Annotated in this window: 10 protein-coding genes; all 10 read right to left on the bottom strand. The window is 29.7% G+C overall.

Annotated elements, in window-relative coordinates; genetic code table 11:
• Positions 1–232 precede the first annotated feature (232 nt).
• The gene (locus tag RSD37_RS11555; protein ID WP_346946893.1) at positions 233–3,226 is read right to left on the bottom strand and encodes an SIR2 family protein; all 2,994 of its coding nucleotides are present in this window, start codon (positions 3,224–3,226) and stop codon (positions 233–235) included.
• A 70-nt stretch (positions 3,227–3,296) separates the two neighbouring features.
• A complete protein-coding gene (locus tag RSD37_RS11550) occupies positions 3,297–3,518 on the bottom strand; it encodes a PC4/YdbC family ssDNA-binding protein (protein ID WP_346946892.1) in 222 nt (73 codons plus the stop codon).
• Between the two features lies 1 nt (position 3,519).
• Positions 3,520–6,507 carry a DEAD/DEAH box helicase family protein gene (locus RSD37_RS11545; RefSeq protein WP_346946891.1) on the bottom strand — a complete coding sequence of 996 codons (2,988 nt, stop codon included), beginning with the start codon at positions 6,505–6,507 and terminating at the stop codon, positions 3,520–3,522.
• Positions 6,508–6,520: 13 nt separating this feature from the next.
• A complete protein-coding gene (locus RSD37_RS11540; protein WP_346946890.1) occupies positions 6,521–8,653 on the bottom strand; it encodes a site-specific DNA-methyltransferase in 2,133 nt (710 codons plus the stop codon).
• Positions 8,640–9,374 carry a DUF4391 domain-containing protein gene (locus RSD37_RS11535; RefSeq protein ID WP_346946889.1) on the bottom strand — a complete coding sequence of 245 codons (735 nt, stop codon included), beginning with the start codon at positions 9,372–9,374 and terminating at the stop codon, positions 8,640–8,642. The genes RSD37_RS11540 and RSD37_RS11535 overlap by 14 nt, the downstream gene beginning before the upstream one ends.
• Positions 9,375–9,385: 11 nt before the next feature.
• Complete coding sequence (locus RSD37_RS11530; protein WP_346946888.1) at positions 9,386–12,655, bottom strand: helicase-related protein; 3,270 nt, start codon at positions 12,653–12,655, stop codon at positions 9,386–9,388.
• A 29-nt stretch (positions 12,656–12,684) separates the two neighbouring features.
• The gene (locus RSD37_RS11525; protein ID WP_346946887.1) at positions 12,685–12,867 is read right to left on the bottom strand and encodes a DNA-binding protein; all 183 of its coding nucleotides are present in this window, start codon (positions 12,865–12,867) and stop codon (positions 12,685–12,687) included.
• A 526-nt stretch (positions 12,868–13,393) separates the two neighbouring features.
• The gene (locus RSD37_RS11520) at positions 13,394–13,843 is read right to left on the bottom strand and encodes an N-acetyltransferase (protein ID WP_346946886.1); all 450 of its coding nucleotides are present in this window, start codon (positions 13,841–13,843) and stop codon (positions 13,394–13,396) included.
• 96 nt (positions 13,844–13,939) lie between these two features.
• On the bottom strand, positions 13,940–15,724 hold the full coding sequence (locus RSD37_RS11515; RefSeq protein WP_346946885.1) for a hypothetical protein: 1,785 nt from the start codon (positions 15,722–15,724) through the stop codon (positions 13,940–13,942).
• 16 nt (positions 15,725–15,740) lie between these two features.
• Positions 15,741–19,535 (bottom strand): AAA domain-containing protein, encoded by a 3,795-nt coding sequence (locus RSD37_RS11510; RefSeq protein ID WP_346946884.1) that lies wholly within the window; start codon positions 19,533–19,535, stop codon positions 15,741–15,743.
• Positions 19,536–19,714 lie beyond the last annotated feature (179 nt).

The following is a 19,714-nucleotide window of genomic DNA, read 5'->3' as shown; positions in this document are numbered from 1 at the left end:
ATAGTAGATATGAAAGCTTCGCTTTCATATCCCGTTACGCCCTTGCTTGGCGTACCCAGGGGTTTTAGTATTTTCCTTGGAAAATACTTGCTACAAGTGCCTAACCCATTTGTGAGGACATTTTTGTAGTTCCTTAATCTTTTCTTTTTGATAATCAGTCACTTGTACTACCTCTAATCCATTGATTGGTGTATATTAATACTCTAAATCCAAGAAAAAATCAAGTACATGCTTACTGATTCATAAATTGATATACACTAAATAATATTTTCATTTGATGTATTTCTAGAGATTTACTTGAAATGGCACTTTCAATTACCTCTTCAATAATCTGTTTTTGAATTTGATTCTTTTTTAAATACCCTAGCAATTCTAATGAATATGTAAACAGCCATTGGATTTTAAAGTTATTTTTATTAAATTTATTAGGAGATAGTAAAAAATCATACTGATCCCAATTGCCACTATAGTTATCTACTATTTCTGCTGAAAATTTATCGATCAACATGAATGTAGCTACCTGAGCAATATGATCCTCCGAACTAGGATATCCATATCGAATAATTCCATTGTTGCCATTTTGCACTTTCTTTTCAAGTTCATTCTCAAGATATGATTTCACTATTTTTTCTCTATCAATTTTATCTGGCAATTCACCAATCTGACTTCTCTCAATTAATTGAAACACATCTTCTATTTCATGAATATCATCTACACATTTCTTTGCAGCATCATTTAAGGTATTATATAGGCAACTTATCGATGAAGCTATTTTCTTAAGTAACGCTTCATTGTTCAGAATATATTCTGAGATTAAATTACATTTATATCCGCTTTCATATGAATAACTTTGTAAGGTATCTGCAATAATGCTAACATCATTTAAGTGATGTTCTAATTTAAATTCAGGTATAAAACCATTTTGCATTCCTTTAAGCTTTTCCAATATCCATTTTTCAAGATAAATTTCTACTCCTCGTGCTTTGGCACTCCAAATCCATTTGTTTAATAATTTGATTCTGTCATAAACAATATAACGGCCATCTTGTAAGTCAATAATGAACTTAACAACATTTTTTATGCAATCTTGGTTCTTTAAGAAATATGATGAAATTGTAAGTAAATTTTTGATTTCTTCATCATATAATTTCCATAAAAATATTTCTCCACCCTTTAATGTACCATTAAACTTTGCAGAATAAAAATTTATGCTAGCAGTGATATAATCTTCTAAGTTCTTACTCTCATCAAAGGGAACCTTTTTTAAATCTACTTTGTTAATTAAATAATCAATATCATCCATTTTAAAAGTTTTCGATATTAAAATAATATCATCCAAAGTAAACTTGCATCTAGAATTCGATATATAGCCAAAAATTTCTGATTCATCTTTGTTAGCTTCTTTGACATATGATTCAAGCCAAGTTATCATTGCATTTTTAACGTAAAGTTTATTTTCGTCAAATCCAGAAAATAACAGCATATTGTCATAAATAAATTTTGTTGTTTCAAGCATATCCAATTTCAATTTATCAAATTTTGATAATCCAAAATATGCGGTATCTTTAGTTAATGCTTTTTCCGATTCATACTTTTCCTTTAAAAGCTTTACGCTTTCATCTGTATAACAATTTCTTACAGAATATGCATCTAAGAAATGATACTTGCTTTTAAATATATAAGGTAATTCAAAAAACTGTTCTTCAAGCTGATGATTGTTCATCTCAAGATTAATCTTTTTAAGAAACTCGTCATCAAACAATCGTAATTCTTGTCCAAAATTAATTGCACCATGAAATCCTGTTGTATGTGCATTCATTTGTTTAATTATCGAAAATAAATAGCTTCTATTAATCTGGGAAAAGTAATATATATCCCATTGCTCGTTTTGCTTTGCAACTTCTAAAATTGATGTATATAATTCATAACTTGAAGCATATTCTCCAAGCTGTGCTAAATAATATGCTTTTTTGTAATTATCTTTTAATTCATTGTACTGAGTTTCACAAAACTCATATATTTCATTATATTTACAATAAAATGCTAAATTTTTAATTTCTACATTTGAAAATTTAAAGTATTGGTTATCATGTTGAATACCATTAATACCACTCTTATTAATGAAAAGATCTATTATATTGCATTGATGCCTATTTATTTTTTGATATTCTTCTTTGTTTTCATAATAATCTTCAAAATAATTTAGCTTTAATGAGGTTATATCCTTAAAATCTTTATCTAATTCTCGAACAATAGTCTTATTAACTATTTTCCATTCATCATTCAACTCATATTCTCCAGTAAAAATTCTATCAAAATCTTTTCGTCTAACATAAGATAAATTTTGAATTCCTGCAACTTTATCATACATATATTGTAACTTATTTTGTTTATCATCCAACTTTGCTGTAGCATTATATGATAAAATTCCCTCAAGGACTTTACTATATTTCACAACATATTCTTTGTCATCTGTATAATCATTACAGTCAAGTATTCTCAAGCCCCGACCCTTTTGATACTGTTTTTCAATATCACTCAATACGTCACCAGTATGTACAAATATCGGCATTACAAATGAATCTGATTGAACATTTTTAACCCAATTCAAGATCAGCTTGATATTATAATCATTAAGTCCATACCCAATAAAAACAACCAAACTAGTGGCAAATATAGTTTTTACAATATTGTCGATGAGTTCATACTTATTTTCATAATCTAAATAGTCTTGCTCCTTCAGCACAAATTCACTTGAAAAATCCCCATGAACTTTAACAATATAATTTGTATTTTCAGTTTCTGATACCACTTTATCAGAATTTATTACACTAAAGTTCCTTCCAAATTTGACAGCAGCCTCTTCAATTAATGTATCATAGTTCGTTGTTAATATATGTTTAGGATTTAATGACATAATTAAATCATGAATTTCATTATGTTTACAGTCATTGTTGAAGCATTCTTGTACTTTTTCACGATATTTAATCTCACCTAAGCAGATAAAATACATTTGTGGTACTTTCAATAATTCTTCTGAAGAAAAAATAGGATTTCCTTTTTTGTCATTATTATATTTATAACCAATTTCATCGGCCATTTCTTTAATTAACCCACTCCATGAAGGATAACCAGATAATTTTGAAACACCTGCGCCTACAAAAACTGATAACTTACCCATACCAGAAAATTTCTTTATTTCTTCAAATATTTCTATATTATTCAAATAACAAGCCCCCCTAAAAAAAGTAGGCACAGTAACAGTACTGTACCTTTTTCTAATGTTACTTATACTTTTACATATCTAATTCATTTAATATCTCTTTAAGCTTCTTTAGTTCTTCAATAGTAAATGTAACACCCTTACCCATCTTCTTATGTTCAGCATCCCATTCTCTAATGTCATACTTAGCTTCTTTGTCATTCCAGCTAATTAGATTTAATTCTTTCTTCCATCCTTTAGATGATTCATCTAAAATTCCCAATTCTTTCTTTATCTCAAATTTAATATCTGCCATATTATTTTCCTCCAGTATTATAACTTTTACTTGCTTCTCGTACAAAAACCTCATGCTTGTTTGCAAGAATATATCCTGCACCACCAACATCTTCGAATCTCTTTTTACCAAACTTAATTTTTAGTAGCTCTATACTTCTCAAATCATCTTCATCTATACTGCCCTTTGTCTCTACTACAAAATAAAGTTTTTGGCTATCATCCTTATTCATTACTATTGCCCAGTCAGGTGTGTATTCGCCCACTGGTGTAGGTATAACAAATTTCTTTGTAGGTAGTTTTGTATAAACAATAACCCTGTCGTCATCTTGTAATGCCTTTGCAAAATCACGTTCAACACTTGAATCATAACGATTATATTCATATACACTTCTATCACTTTTTACAAGTTCAGTAATTAAGCAGCCTTGCAATTCATCATCTGGAAATACCTCTTGCAAATAGAACTCTTGCCCTTCTAGTTTGGTATACTTAACACCACTTAGGATAAATCCAATTAATACTCGATTAATTATCTCAGCCACGTCCGACATATATCTCTGTGGGTTAATGTGGAACATATAAAGTGTTGAACTTTGTTTTAAAATTTCCACAATAGTACCTCTTGTTAAATTAGTTGCGTTCTGCAAGAAGGATATTATATCAGGTAAATATCTGTTTCTGCTTGCAACATAGTTAAATTCTGTATGAGTAATTTTTCCATCTATACCAGTTGTATTTTGCTTTATCTTGCTCTTTGTATATTCAATTTCTATACCATCTACTCTAAGTTCCTTTAGCTTGTTGGCACAGGTAGAAATAAGGCTACTTGTATCATACTCAACTGAATACCTTGTTTTATCCTTAATTCTATTCCAGAGCTCTATAAAATGTGGATTGTCAGAAATAACACGTTTGTTTTGCCTATACTTAACAGTGTTATCTTTATCCTTGATATTAAGATTACCACATACCTTTTTGAAGTATTCAATAACCTCATATTCATACTTCTTGAATTCTTCTGGTATTTCAACCGTGCTATTTCTAATATCTTTCTTTAATTCATCAGTAGTTTTTCCATCATAGTCAATATAGCCCTTGCTCTTACAAAATTCAAATAGTTTACTTGATTCTTGCTCTGTCATATTTATTATACCGCCATCAGTTGGTATTTCTATGGCAGCAAAAGAAATATGCTCTATACTACCAAATTTAAATCCACCATCTTGTTCTGTTTCTGTTTGCAGTTGCTTTGCAAAGTCCTCGTAACTTTGATTTGCCATTACTGTAAGTGTATTGGTTTCAAATCCATAAACACGTTCACCGTCTTGCTTAACGCATAGACGAAGTCCACGACCAATCTCCTGACGCTTCTTATCATTGCTCTTAGAATTTTCATTCAATGTACATATTTGGAACACATTAGGGTTATCCCAACCTTCACGAAGTGCAGAGTGGGAAAATATAAAACGTATTGAATTGCTAAAATTAAGCAAATATTCCTTATCTTTCATAATGGATTCGTATGCTTTAATATCGTCAGCAGAATCACCCTTAGTATTCTTAAAGTGTTTTTTATTATCCTCTGCAAAATACCCTTGATGTACTTTTTTCACATCATCCTTGATGCTAACAATATCAGTATCATCAATATATTTTTTTGCAACCTCTTTATACGCTTCCTCAAACCAGGTTAAAAACTTACCATCAATTTGCATTTCCTTATCCCAACTTCTATAATTGGCAACTTTATCAATAAAGAATAAGCTAAGAACCTTAATACCTTTTGGATTCAGTCTCTTTTCCTTTTCAAAATGCTCTTCAATAGTTTTTCTAATCTGTGTACGTTTTAAAAGATCTTCATCAAAATTATTAATGATTCCCTCGGTAAAAATAATTTTCCCATTTATCTCAATACTTTTATTGGGTTGAATTGTCATTTTATCTACACGCATATTTGAATAAATTTCTCTCTCACCAGACAAATCAAACAGATCATCATGTGGTGTAACTTTGACTACTTTACGCTCTACAACCGAGGTTTTCTTATCTCTAACATCAATTTCAATCTTTGCCGTTATTTTATTTTTTGTTGCGGTTACATCTAGTAGTTTTACATAAGCGTAGTTATGATCATTTTTAGGAATAACACTAGCAACCTCAATCTCTTTTACCAACTTTTTAATATAAGCATCTACAGCTGTTAGGCGATAAACTTTATGAACATCCTTATTTTCCTTATGTGTTGCTGAATACTGTAAAGTACATAACGGATTTAGCTTTTCAATGTACTTCTTTCTTTGTTCACTAGCAGAGGTAGTCTGTGGCTCATCAATAATAACAATAGGGCAAGTTCTATTTATGATGTCAATAGGTTTTACCCCATTTGTTTTTTCTAAGTGTTTTTGACTCTTTGAATTAAGAACTTTGTTATCACTATCAAAGGACTGGATAGTCATAATCATAATTTCAATTTTATCACTTCTGGCAAAACCCATTAGTTCATTAAGTCTATCAGAGGAATATTGAAAATCATGATAACTTTCACCATCATAATGATATTCAAAGTGTGATTTTAGCATTTTAAGTGAAGCTAATACCCCTTCTTTAATTGCAACACTTGGTACCAATATAATATATTTCTTAAACCCATATTTTTCATGCAGTTCCATTATGGTTTTTAAGTATACATATGTTTTACCTGTTCCTGTCTCCATCTCAATTGCAAAATTATATTTTCCATCTTTAAGAGCCTTTGTTTCCTTTAAATGATTTTCTTTTTGTACTGCTTTAAGATTATTTGAAATTTCGTCCACATCTAAAACTAATTTATTAGCAACACCTATTTCGTTATGTTCCGTTCCCCCTCCTGCTGTCATCTGTGTAGGATACTTAATTGGATCATAGATTGTAAAATTACTATATGTCTTATCTTGGCCTTCAAAAATTCCTACAACTGAACGTATAGCACCATTTTGATAATCTAAATCGGGGTTAAATTTAATAGCCATTCTTACCTCCCCCTTAAATAGTAATAAACTTAAATTGATTTTCTTTATTAGTCTTATCAGCCCTATTATCAAAATAAGCATATACACCATTTTTAAGTGTTTCTTTAAAATTTGTCTTAGCAGAGTCCATATTAAAACTTAAATCACGTACAGCTACACGTACCATACTTGGCTCAAGATCCTTAATTAAGTTAACAATCTTATCTGCAAGCTCTGGATTAATATCATTGTCAAGACAAATGATTAAGCCACCATACCCAATACTATATACGTTCTTCCCATCAAAGGTATATGTTTCAATAGGATAGTTAAGATCAAGGCCATATTTTATCATAATTTCAAATACTACATCAAGCTCACTTCTACCATCCACAAAGTTATTGACTTCAAATCCAAGCATTTCAGATAGAATTGCATTTTGCCCTTCTTTGCTTTCCTTATAGAAGTCTTCGCCAACATCAACCGACCATTTTTTCAGATTAGAATCATCTAATTTCAATACCTTAAACCCAATATCTAAATCATCTGGATTCATAGGTGCTTGCTCCTTATTAGTATCAAGTAGTGTTTCTTGCTTTTGCTGATATGCTTCATATTTTTGAGTAAGCTCTGCTTTAATGCTTTCACCAGCTCTGCGAATACGTTCCTTACCAAGTTCAGTAATATAATGAGGTTTATCAATGGAATCCAAAAATTTAATAGCTGCTTTTATTGTTTTCTTTGCAATAGAATCCGCCTTTTCCAACATAACATCTAAATTTTCAGGTAACTGTACCATAATGTATCTGCATTTAATAGTCTTTTCACTATTTAATTGCATTACTGCATGAGCCGTTGTAGCAGACCCTGAGAAAAAGTCTATTACTATATCATTATCTTGTATATGTAAATCTATCAATTGCCTTATCATCTCAATTGGTTTAGGATTTTCAAAAACTAAGTCACCAAAAACTGTTTTTAGCCACCTTGTATCTATTGAACTATCAAAATACCAAAAATTATCTGGCACAGACACATCATCCGTCGTAATGTAGTCTTTCATGCCTGGGGGTGTACTTTCATCTCCATACCATATTAAATTTTCTTTCTGTAATCTTAATAATTCATCATAAGATTTGCCCCAACCACGTTTAGGTATTACACATTCTTTTCCAGTTTCCGGATTAATTATTGTAAAGTGTTTATATCCATTTTCTCTTGATAAATCAGCATCTTTAAATACTCCATTTTCATCAACTTTATTCCAGCGACTTAAATGAGAATACTTCGGTCTTGTATACATCTCTTTAATCTCTATTTCTATTTCTTCTAATGATAATCCTTTGCCCTTCAGTTGTTTGAACTTAGTATCAATATCTTTAGCTCCTTTTTTAAATATTCTCCATTGAACATTTTTTAACTCATTTTTATCTTTGCTATAAACTAAGATATATTCTGTTGTAACACCAATAAGTTTAGTCTGGTTTTTCATAGAATTATTTTTGTGAACTATTTTTGCTATAAAATTCTCTTCTCCAAAGACTTCATTACAAAGCTTTTTTAAATTTTCAACTTCATCATCATCAACTGAAATAAATATAACACCATCATCTTTTAATAAATTATTTGCAAGACGTAATCTCGGGTACATCATATTAAGCCAATTGGTATGCTTTCCCCCTTCACCCTCAATATCCGAACTTATTACATTATCTTCTTCATCAACCTGCCCTGTAATTTTCTTATACGCCTTAATGGTATCACTCCATTTATCAGGATATATAAAGTCTTTATCTTTATTATATGGTGGGTCGATGTATATCATTTTAACCTGATTGTTATAACTTTTCTGTAGTAATTTCAATACTTCAAGGTTATCTCCCTCTATATAAAGGTTTTGTGTATTATCCCAATCCCTGCTGTCCTCAATACATGGTCGCAACGTACCAGTTGATGGGGTTTGTGATTTTCTAAAAGAATCACTTTTTCCATACCAAGTAAAACGATAGCTTTCATTATCCTTTTCTACATAATTGCCAAGCACCGCCTGCAACTTCTCAAAATCAACTTTATCTTCTGTCACTATCTCTGGAAAAAGTTGCTTTAGCTTTTTAATATTTTCTTGAACGATGTCAAGGCTTTGCCCATTTAGATTAACTTCTGTCATCTATTTTTCCTCCAACTAATTTGTTTTTTTGCTCTCCTAACTTCTTTATTTGAATATTGAGCTCCATTTTACGATTAAACTGTGTTTCTTTATTAAGTTTGCTCTTCAGTATAGATATTTTCTGTTCTAAGTCCTCTATTTGCTTGGTAATTTTTCGTGCCTCTTCACCTGTAACATCATCTTCTACTGATATTTTAGAATTTAGATTAAAAACACTAATGGCATCCACTATATCACTATATAGGGTGTAATAGTTAGAGCATCTCATATTTTTAATGTTTAACTTTTCAAATAATACACACTTCTCAGAAATCCACTCTGTTGAAATAAATTCTTCTATTGTATTCTTGCTACTATCATTCTTATTAATTCTTTGGTGTGCAGTATGCAATTGTAGTTTATTATCTAACCTAAAAATTAGTAGAATTGGGTATGGAATAGTACGCATAATAATTTCAGCGATTCTCTTTATACTTATATTCTCCGTTAATTCAACGTCTATAACTTCAATTTCTGAGTAATCATAATCTTCATCTTCATAAACTTGAATATTTATAGTTTCTGGTTTCATACAATAAACCCATGTAATTTTATTAATGTTATCTACAAACAAATTCTTATCTTTAGTTGATAGATCTGCATTATCATAAAAAAGCTTTTTATAGATTGTATTTTCAACACTGCATGAAGCAGGAATACTTAAATATTTTCCTATGTCCATAAATCCCCCACCTATTTTAAGATTAAAAAACTTACTAGTTCAAAATCTTCCATTCCATCAAAGAAACTTTTTTGCATAGTTGTACCACCCTTACTAAATAAACTGCCTACTCCTATTTCTTGTTTTTTCCCTATTAAATTTTCAATTGCAGTTTCTAGCAATCCAGAATACCGATTCATCTTACGACCATTTTCAGTTTGGCTATTAAATTCACTTACAAGATCTTGTATAACCTCATTTTGACCTGAACATAGCTTTTTATAATAATCTAGAATCTTTTTTGCATGCAAAAAGCTTAGTTTCACCTCTCCATCATCAGTTACATAAACAAGATAGTAAGGAAACAATGCATTCTGTTCTTTTGTTTGCTCAGTACCTTTAAGTTGTTTCAAAGTAAAGATTACTCCTGGTTTAACAGTATCACGCAGTATTTCATCTATTGTTGTAATAGCATACATACCATTAGGTGCATCTACTAGCTTATTTCTATTATTTTCCATATATACCATAAGATCAATTTTAAAATCATTAAATGTTAAATCTGTAATGGAAATGCCTCCTGAGATATCTTCAAGGTCTACAACCTCTGTCTGTAACCTTTGAAGCTGCTTTTTACGATATTCCAAATCTTTCATTTCACGCCCTTCATCAGCTTCAATAACATTTTCCTCACCCGTTGCTGAAACATCAAGAAGAACCATTCTTCCTTTAACACGCTGTTGCAAATTAATATACTCATCAAGATCTTTAGTAGCCCAAAAATTTACTAACTGTATAACCTCATTCGTTGAACCAATACGATCTATACGTCCAAATCTTTGAATAATGCGAACAGGATTCCAGTGTATATCATAATTAATCAAATAATCACAATCCTGTAAATTTTGGCCCTCTGAAATACAATCTGTAGCAATAAGAATATCTATTTCTTCTGTAACATCTGGAAATATCTTTGCACACTCTTTTGACTTAGGGGAAAATAGTGTTAATACCGTGTTTAAATCTGTTATTTTAATCTGCTTCTTCAATTCCTTAGTAAGTGGAAATGTAGATTGATTATCCCCTGAACCTGTTACCATAGCAGAATATATATGTTTCTTCTCTAACTTAACTGCAAGATTCTCATATAAATACTTTGCAGTATCTGCAAATGCTGTAAAAATAATAATCTTTCTGTTACCTTTATTAATTGGATTTTCTATTTTTTCTTTTATAAGTGAAGATAATTCTATAAGCTTTGCATCACGCTCTGGACTCACTTTCTTAGCTTCTTCCAAAATGCTATTAAGTTTATTCATATCGGAAATAAGATCTTCTCTCCACTTAATAATATCCATATCTTGCAATAAAACCTTAACGTTGTTACCAAACATTAAATTTTCAAATTCAGCATCATCAAGATCAATATCATTAATATTCATTTCTGGGTCATAGTCAAATTGCTTTTGTTCAATCATGTCTATAGTTTTATTTATCTTACAAAGAATTTTATCTACAGTTAGAGCAAATGAATAAATCGAACTTTCCATACGTTTTAGGATACCAACACGCATAAGACCAACTAAACTTTGCTCTCTATCAATCTGCTTAAAAACTGATTGGTTTTCACCAACAGCTACATCATATTTCTTTTCATATTCTCTTCGTTTCTCTGGCAATACATAGCCTAGGGGAGAATAAACACAAAGAGTTAATTTCTTAATTAGCCTATTAATATTCTCAATAGGTGGAAACTCATTATAGGCATCAATCTCTGGGTACTTATTTTGTGGTGGCAATCTTGATGGAAATTTGCCTATTTCACTTAGATTATAATACTTCTCGATATGCTTTCTAGAACGTGCTATGGTAATAGTATCAAGAAGTTTGAAATAATCAATATCCATCATTTCAACAAAACAGTCTGTGGTACGCTCTTCATCTGGGAGTAGTGACCATTTATTAAAGACCATTTGTGCTTTTCTTAATATCATCTCCACATTATTAAGTCCAACGCTTTCAAAAGCATTGTTGCGCCCCTCAGTGATAAAAGCAATCTGATTTTTAATATCATTCATTTTATTATTTACTGGAGTAGCAGATAGCATTAAAACCTTAGTTTTTACACCAGATTTAATAATATCATTCATCATACGCTCATAACGAGTAGTCCTGCCTTTAACAGGTGGATTATTTCTAAAGTTATGACTTTCATCTATTACCACTAAATCATAATTTGACCAGTTAATTGTTGCAAGATTAATTTCTCCTGAATAACCGCTATTTCTACTTAAATCAGTGTGATTAAGTACATCATAGTTAAATCTATCTCCATAAAAAATATTACGTTTGTCATTCTGAGTATAAATAGTCCAGTTATCACGAAGTTTCTTAGGTGCAAGGACCAGCACCCTATCATTTCTAAGTTCATAGTACTTAATAACCGCAAGAGCTGTAAAAGTTTTACCTAAACCTACACTGTCTGCAATAATACAGCCATTATATTTTTCAATCTTATCGATAGCTCCCATAACACCATCTTTTTGGAATTTATAAAGTTTGTTCCAAATAGCAGTATCCTTAAATCCAGTGCGGCTTTTCACAATCTTATTATCCGTTAGTTCATCAAGATACTCACTAAAAATATTATATAAAGTAACAAAATAAATAAACTCTGGTGTATTCTCCTTATATAATACTTGCATTTGTTCCAATACTTTTTGTTTTACATCTTCTACAGCATTTTCATCTTGCCATAATTCATTGAAAGACTTTAAAAAACTTACTGTGAATTCTTTACCATATATACACATATTGCTATCTAATCGATTAGAGCTTGTAATTCCTAATCCATCAGATGTAAAATCAACTGTACCATTAATAGACATATTATCTTCTTCATTTTCTATGTAAACAAGTCTTGGCTGTGCTGGATTGGCACATTTTAATGACTTAATTTCAACCTTTTCTTCAATCCATCTTGCACATTCTTTTGCTATAGCGGCTTGTTTCATTTCATTTCTCAATTTAATTTCAAATTCATTTCCTGAAACTTTCTTTTCATTATCATGCTCGATATAGTACTCTCGAATTAATTCTCTATCTTTCTTAACAAAAGTTGGTTCAGTAAATATAAATTTCATACTATCTATTTTTGCCAATTCTTTTTTCAGTTCAGCATAAGCATAAATAGTAAAGTAAGCAGATATTACTGAAAGCTTAGATCCTTTTTTAAAATTTTCCTTCAGTTCATCACAAACCTTTCCATTTAGCTTATTATCTAATACCTTTGGTGGCTTCAATTTTTTCTCCCCCTCTGTACCTATTCTAACTACTCATTGACACAATAACGTGTTTTTCTTTTATCTAATGGCTTTTCTACATTGATAGGGATCAACCATAAATTAGCCTTTTTTATTGCACCTTCCACTCTACCTTCAACACATAATATCTGTACTCTACGTCTTGTAATTTTCCATTTTTCCGCTGCCTCTTGAGCTGTAATATAATCCATAGCCATCCCCCCATCTTATATAATCAATATTTTTATTATATTCTTTATATCGAACAATAGCAATAAACTTGGACATCTTTTTATGATTTAAAACCTACCAAGTACGTTAACTATCATTAATAGTTTCCTAACCATATTTTCGGAAACATATTGATTTTTCCCATAAGAAAAAACCTTGATTTCTCAAGGTTCTAACTGTGTTTCCTTTGCAGCTTAACAACCGTCTCAGCAGTAGTCTCCTGCCAATCATCCGTCGCTTCGCTAGGATTCTTGGGGAGCCCTTGCATGGACATTCGTAAAGCTTACTTCATCGCTGCGCTCTTCGTAAGCTTAACGACTGTCTCAACGTGTGTTTTGATAGAAAGATGATACTAATACGCATTAATATTGGGATTAGACCCCCTACGCCACCCTTTGAATTTAGGGGTTGTTTTTATAGATGGGGTCTATGCATTATATATAATCTCCTGTTTTAAATTCTTTAAAAATCTTCTTTAATGCATTAATTATTACTAGTATCTATAATTTATTTAAATTGCCAAATTTCATTACCTTCTATACTGGTTTCTACATTATAAAAACCTACTTTATTAAGTACATTTTTAATTCTTTCCTTCTCTTTGTTTTCCTCTCTTACTACTGCTTCAAAACATAATCCAGATGTATGATGTTCTTCCAAAAATAACTTTATAGCCATATAAGCATAACTATTTCCAGCATACTCATCAAATATCAATATATCTATTTCATTATCCTCGTTAGTTATTATATCACCTAAATACAAATCATTTTCAAATATTTCATAACACCATTGGCTAGTACAGCATCTTGGACTTGGATTACCATTTATGATATTATTTAATTCTTCTTGATAAAGAGCTTCAGATATAGAAATACCATAGCTCTGTTCATATTTTCTGAAAAAATCCATATGTTTCTTAGTCCACTTTGGGGTTTCGTTTAAAATTAACTTCATGATCCACCTCTCACTCTACAATACCTTTACAGCCTTTACACTGAAAATTTTGATTGCTTAAATATTTTAATCTCAGATTGAATTGAAAACCGAACTTTATTTGAATTTTAATTCATTTGCAATATTCTTTTTATTTAAAGAGTTATGCGGTTTAAGTTTATCATTAATAATTTGAGATTCAATAAACTTGTCTTTATATTTTTCAATTATACCTTCATATATCTTAGAATTATTGTTCTTTTTAAGATAGTTTATCATAATATAACTTTCTCTTAGATATTTATTTTTCTCTATTAAGTTTGAAATAATATTTATAAACACATCATCAAACAATTGGTTTCTAAAGTATATTAAAGCTATATTATATAACTTTACTTCTGATTCGCTATCCTTCTGCTTAAATAGATTGTTAATTTCTTCTAATATTACTGTTCTTGCTTTAACCTCCGTTGTTTCCAAGTTTATTAAAGCATTAATTTCTCTAATGTAGTCTTCTTTCCATATCTCTGTAGATACTTTGTTAAACACCTGTTCTTCCCAGTACATTTTAGCATCATGAATAGCTGCTTTATCATTAGTTATATAAACTGATTCTCCTCTTGGTAAATAATCACCTCTGTATGAAAGCCAATTAAAGGAGCCTGCTAAGTGTGAGTTGTCATCCACTATGATTTCTTTGTTATGATGGTTACCTACCCAATAAATAAATACTCCAGGCATGCCATTAGGTCCTTTTATACTTCTTAATTGGTCTATTAACTCTTGTGCTGGTTTTCTATCCTCTTTATTTATATCCCTTGCAATTCCCCAGGATATAAATATCTTGCAATTTTTATTTACTAAATTTTTAAATACTTCTATCATCTTATTGTCAACAACATAGTCTGATATCCAGGGAGATTGTATGTATAAGTATTTTTTTACTGCATTCAAACACTTATCAAATTCTTTCTTTATCTCTCCACCTCTAACCATTCTTAAGGTTAGCTTAGATGATGTACCTTCACTTCTTTGAGCCTTAACTTCTTCCTTAAATATTTCCTCATATTTATTTGGTATAGTATCTTTTGTATCATATACTTCATTCTTGATTTCAAAATCATTCTTGGTTAAAGGTTTAGTTTTCATTAAGTATTCGCTAAGTTCATTGTTATATCTGCCTTGTTGACAATCCCAAACTCTACAGTATAGCTTATCTTCAATAATATCATATATCCAAAATTCTATGAAGTTTATTCCTACAGGATTACCTATAGGAATTACCGAATTAATCTTACTAACAAACTGATTTACACTTTCTCTATTTACAATTATTTTATCTTCTTTAGCTATATCTATTACTTGATTCATAAGCTTTGAATCATTTTCTATTGTTGTTGCTAATAGTGTTTCATTATCTTCCAGATGCATCAATGGATACACTGATTTTTGATCATGCACTTTGCTATAAAACAACTTAAATTTAGGTTGTATAAATGCAGTTATTGTTTCTTTTCTATCCTTAGTAAGAACTTGTCCTTTTTCAAATTGTTGTTTTCCCAATTTAGTTACATGTAGTTTAGGAAGTTCCTTTTTGTCAATAACTCCTGCATCAGCTAACCTATTAATATATTGGGATGTAAAAACCTCATCAAGTCCCAACATTGATTGGATTACCTCTTCTGTAACTTCATATCCCATGTTAGCTAAAGCTATCTTAATTATAAATTCCTCTATTATATTTAAGTTTTTTGCTTTACTAATTTCTAGTTCTAAATTGTACTTATTAATTGGTAATGCCCAATCTTTTACCTTGATTACTTGCACCCCTATTTGTTTCTCTTCTATTTCATTAATAAGCTCTTGTATTTCTTTAGAGTATTTACTTTCTATCTCAAACATCAATGCTTAACTCCCTTTAATTGAATATTTCTTTTGCATCTATTATTCCATTATAACTATCAACGACTCTTAACACGTTTTTATAATTTTCTCTTGCCTCTTTATGATAGTTTTTCTCACAGAATAATTCACTGCACCCTACAATAACAAGTAAATTTTGTGCTCTTGATAAAGCAACATTTATACGTTTCGGATCTTTTGCAAATCCTATGTCACCTTTATTATTATTTCTAACAAAGCTAACAATTACAATCTCTCTCTCCATCCCTTGGAATCTATCTACTGTACCAACTCTTAACTTTAGATTCCTATACTTGTTGCTTGACACTAATTCCTTTTGCAATAATCTAGCCTGAGCGCCATAAAAAGTTATTACAGCAACCTCTTTCTTTTGACCAAGTACCTCGCAACTCTCATTAATATCTTTAAGCATTTTATCTATAACTTCAATCTCTGTTTCATTATAGCAGCTATTTTGTCCATTCTTTTCTTCCTTGTAGTTGTTATGAAGTGGTATATCTACCCAAATCAAATTATTTTTCTCACTTAAATAATGCATATTTAACTTATGATTTTTTGTAATTTCTTCATTTTCTACTCCACAAATCAAACCTCTATTTTCAGAGTCAATATAGAATTGATTTATTGTATGCATTATAGAGCTATGCATTCTGTATTGAGTATTTAACATAACCTTATTTTTTTCACTTACATTAATAAACAATTCTTCAAATAAACTCTTTTTCATATACTCTAAATCATCTACTTCAGAATCTACTGCCACTTCTTGATTACTTAATACTTTTAATTCTTCAAATGTTTCTGATCCTATCATAGGGGGTAATTGTTTGTGGTCTCCAACAAGTACTAGTTTTTTACCCTTGAGCATCGGAAGTACCAGTTCTGGTGGTGTTGCTTTACTTACTTCATCTACTATTACAACATCAAAATCCGGATACTTTTCTGTAAAATCTCTATTCCCAGATTGCACACACGTTATACCTATTACATTTGCTGTATTTATATATAAATCCTTTAACTCATTTCTGTCTCCATACTTCTTTTGTTTTATACGACTAATCCATTCACCTACTATTTCAACATAATTAGCTATTATTTCCTTTTTAGGAACTAACATATCTAGATAGAAATTCCTTACATCCTTGAACTTAGCTGTTTCCTCCAGGTTCACTTTCTTATTAAATATTTGATTGATATCGCTATTAAAAGCTTGTATTTCATTTGTAATTGTGCTTTTTTCATTTACTTGTTTATCCATACTAGCTTTATATATTAATAAACTAAATTTATATATTAAACCTTTTGTTTTTATTTCAGTTAATATTTTCTCCTTATTTTCTTGATATTGTGTTTCAAATTTTAGTATTTTGTTAACATTTAAATCTATTTCATTTTCCACATAGCCTAATTTTTGTCTATAGCTAATATCAATTAGACTTAAAGAATTAACAAATTTACTAATGTGAGATTGAATGCTACCCTCACATATCTTCTTTTCTTCTTGCAATTTTTCTATCATGTTAGCTAATGAAGTTAGATATGATACTCCATTACTTAACTTTGTTATAACGTCTACTTTCCACTTTTTCTTAAATCCTAATAATAGAATAAACTTATTTGGTTTAAAATTATATAAACTTGCTACTTCACCTTCAAATTTATTAACAGTTTCCTGCTTAACATCTTGACTTAATTCTTGTTCTACTACAACTATATCTTTTATCTTATATTCAGCTTTTAATCTTTCTAAGATGCTAATATTCTTATTTATCTTGCTTTTTAGATCCTTTAATAAGGCTATTTTACTTACTATTATGTTTTTGTTTAACTCTTCTTCTTCTAGTAAAACTATATATTTAATAAGCTCATCATTATTTTTTAATATGCATTTATCTACTTCTTTTTTAATATCACTTATTTTTCCTTTATCTGTACACTTTTTAATTTTAGCAAGCCATTCTATATTTTTCACTACTTCTTTTTTATCAGCTTGTTTAGCTTCATTTATTGTTAAACCTTTTTCTATTTCTTCGTGTATTGTCTTAAATTCTTTCTGTAATGTATCTTGAACTAAATCTACATTACCTTTCATTGAATTGTCAGAAACCTGAATTTTTAATGTTTTTGCAATATTCTGCAATGTACTTAGAATAATACTGTTAGTATTTGAAAAACCGTAAATATTCTTAGCCGACCATATTTCCCCTTCCACATCAGAGAAATATTGATTAAGTACATCCTGTGATTCTAATATTTTCTCTAATTTTTGATTTTTACATTTCAAATTTCTGTCCATATCTAATATGCTATTTTCTAGCTTATTTTTTATTGAATATAGAGAACATATATTATCTAATCTACCCTCTAAATTATTTAGTTTATTAAGAAGTTCCTGTTTTGCTTCAAATTCAACTGTGCAAGAATCCGCTGTTTTATTTAACCATGTATCAACAACATTATTTTCTGTATACTTTTCGCCCTCTTTTTCAACCCTTGATAGATTACCTTTTCTTAACACCCTAATTTTGGGATTATGTATCAATCTACTTAGTGCATTGTCTACTGCAAGATTGGATTGAGATGATATAAGAGTTTTCTTTCCTCTTATTGCATTTTGATAGCAAATTTCTGCAATAACAGTAGTTTTACCTGTACCTGGTGGCCCTTGGATTAAAAATAAGTCCTTAGCATTCAATACACCTTCTACTGCTACTTTTTGTTTGTTATTTAATGTTTTAAGTAGCAAATTACTCTCTTCTAATATAATTTTATTTTCTATATTATCTCCAAGTGTTTTAGAGTTAAATAAAATAACATCTAAATCTGGATTATGAGCTTGTCCTATTCTCAGAAGATTTAATCCTCTCCTCAAATTACGTGCTTGAGCCAAATCACCCATTTTAGAAATTCTTAAGTTTCCTATCTGTGGAAAATCCAATTGTCCCTCTAAAGCAAATTCTTGAAACTCTGGCTCTAGTTCAACCTTCATTGTATTATTTTTAAAATTAATCTTATCTATTGTTCCTATAAAATCTTCTATATCTTCCCATTTTTCTTCATCTTCAAGCTGAAAACTTTCAGCATTATCAGTTGCATCATTTATCTTTTTTTTATAAAATAAAACTACTCTTTCATTTCTGAATTTTTTTAACTTTTCTATCTGTTCAGAGTTAAATTTATTAAAATGAAAAACACAGTGAGTTAATGAGTCTTCTTGTTTAAAGCCTGTATATTCTATTTCAATTTGGGAATTCTTAGCACCTTCTTCTATTATAGCTAGATAATTATCCCAGTCCTTAATATTCTTATCTACTTTTCTATATAATTCTTGTGCATTAGGCATTTCTCCTAATTGTGCTATTATATCCTCTGGTACTGCTGATGATTTAATACTATTATTGGAATAAAATTTTACTTTTGCAAAAATAGATTTATTTGAATCACTGCCAACATTTTTAGGGAGAAGCTTAACATTAATAATTAGGAAATTTTTATTATCTATGTTTACTCCTTCTAAAGCTAATATTTTATCATCGTTAGTACTTATAAAACTTAAGTTCAATCTATTGTCTGTATCACTAGCCATTAATATTCTTACTTTTGTTTCTTCATCTTCTCCTCTTGTTGCATTTTGTAGATAATAATCATAATATTCTTCTTCAAATATTTGTTCCAATATATCAGCCGTTCTATATGAATAATCATAGTCACTTACTATTCCAAGTACCTTTTCTATTTGATTTATTGCCGCATTCGTTAATTTTATACCAATATTTAACTCTCTACTCATATTATCAACTTTCCTAGCCTCTCTTATATTTTTTGTTTACATTTAATTAGTTATATAATAATTGTCATAAAAATACTTATCATTAATTAAAATATTTTACATTTTCCTACGATTTAGTAATACATAGAAAAACATAATTTAATCATACACCAATGCACATAATTTTTCCATTATTTAAC

Origin of the sequence: Clostridium sp., assembly GCF_036646415.1 — a bacterium.
In the GTDB taxonomy this organism is placed as follows: domain Bacteria; phylum Bacillota; class Clostridia; order Clostridiales; family Clostridiaceae; genus Clostridium_J.
The sequence above is the reverse complement of the archived record's forward strand: the minus strand, read 5'-3'. Positions and strand labels throughout refer to the sequence as shown.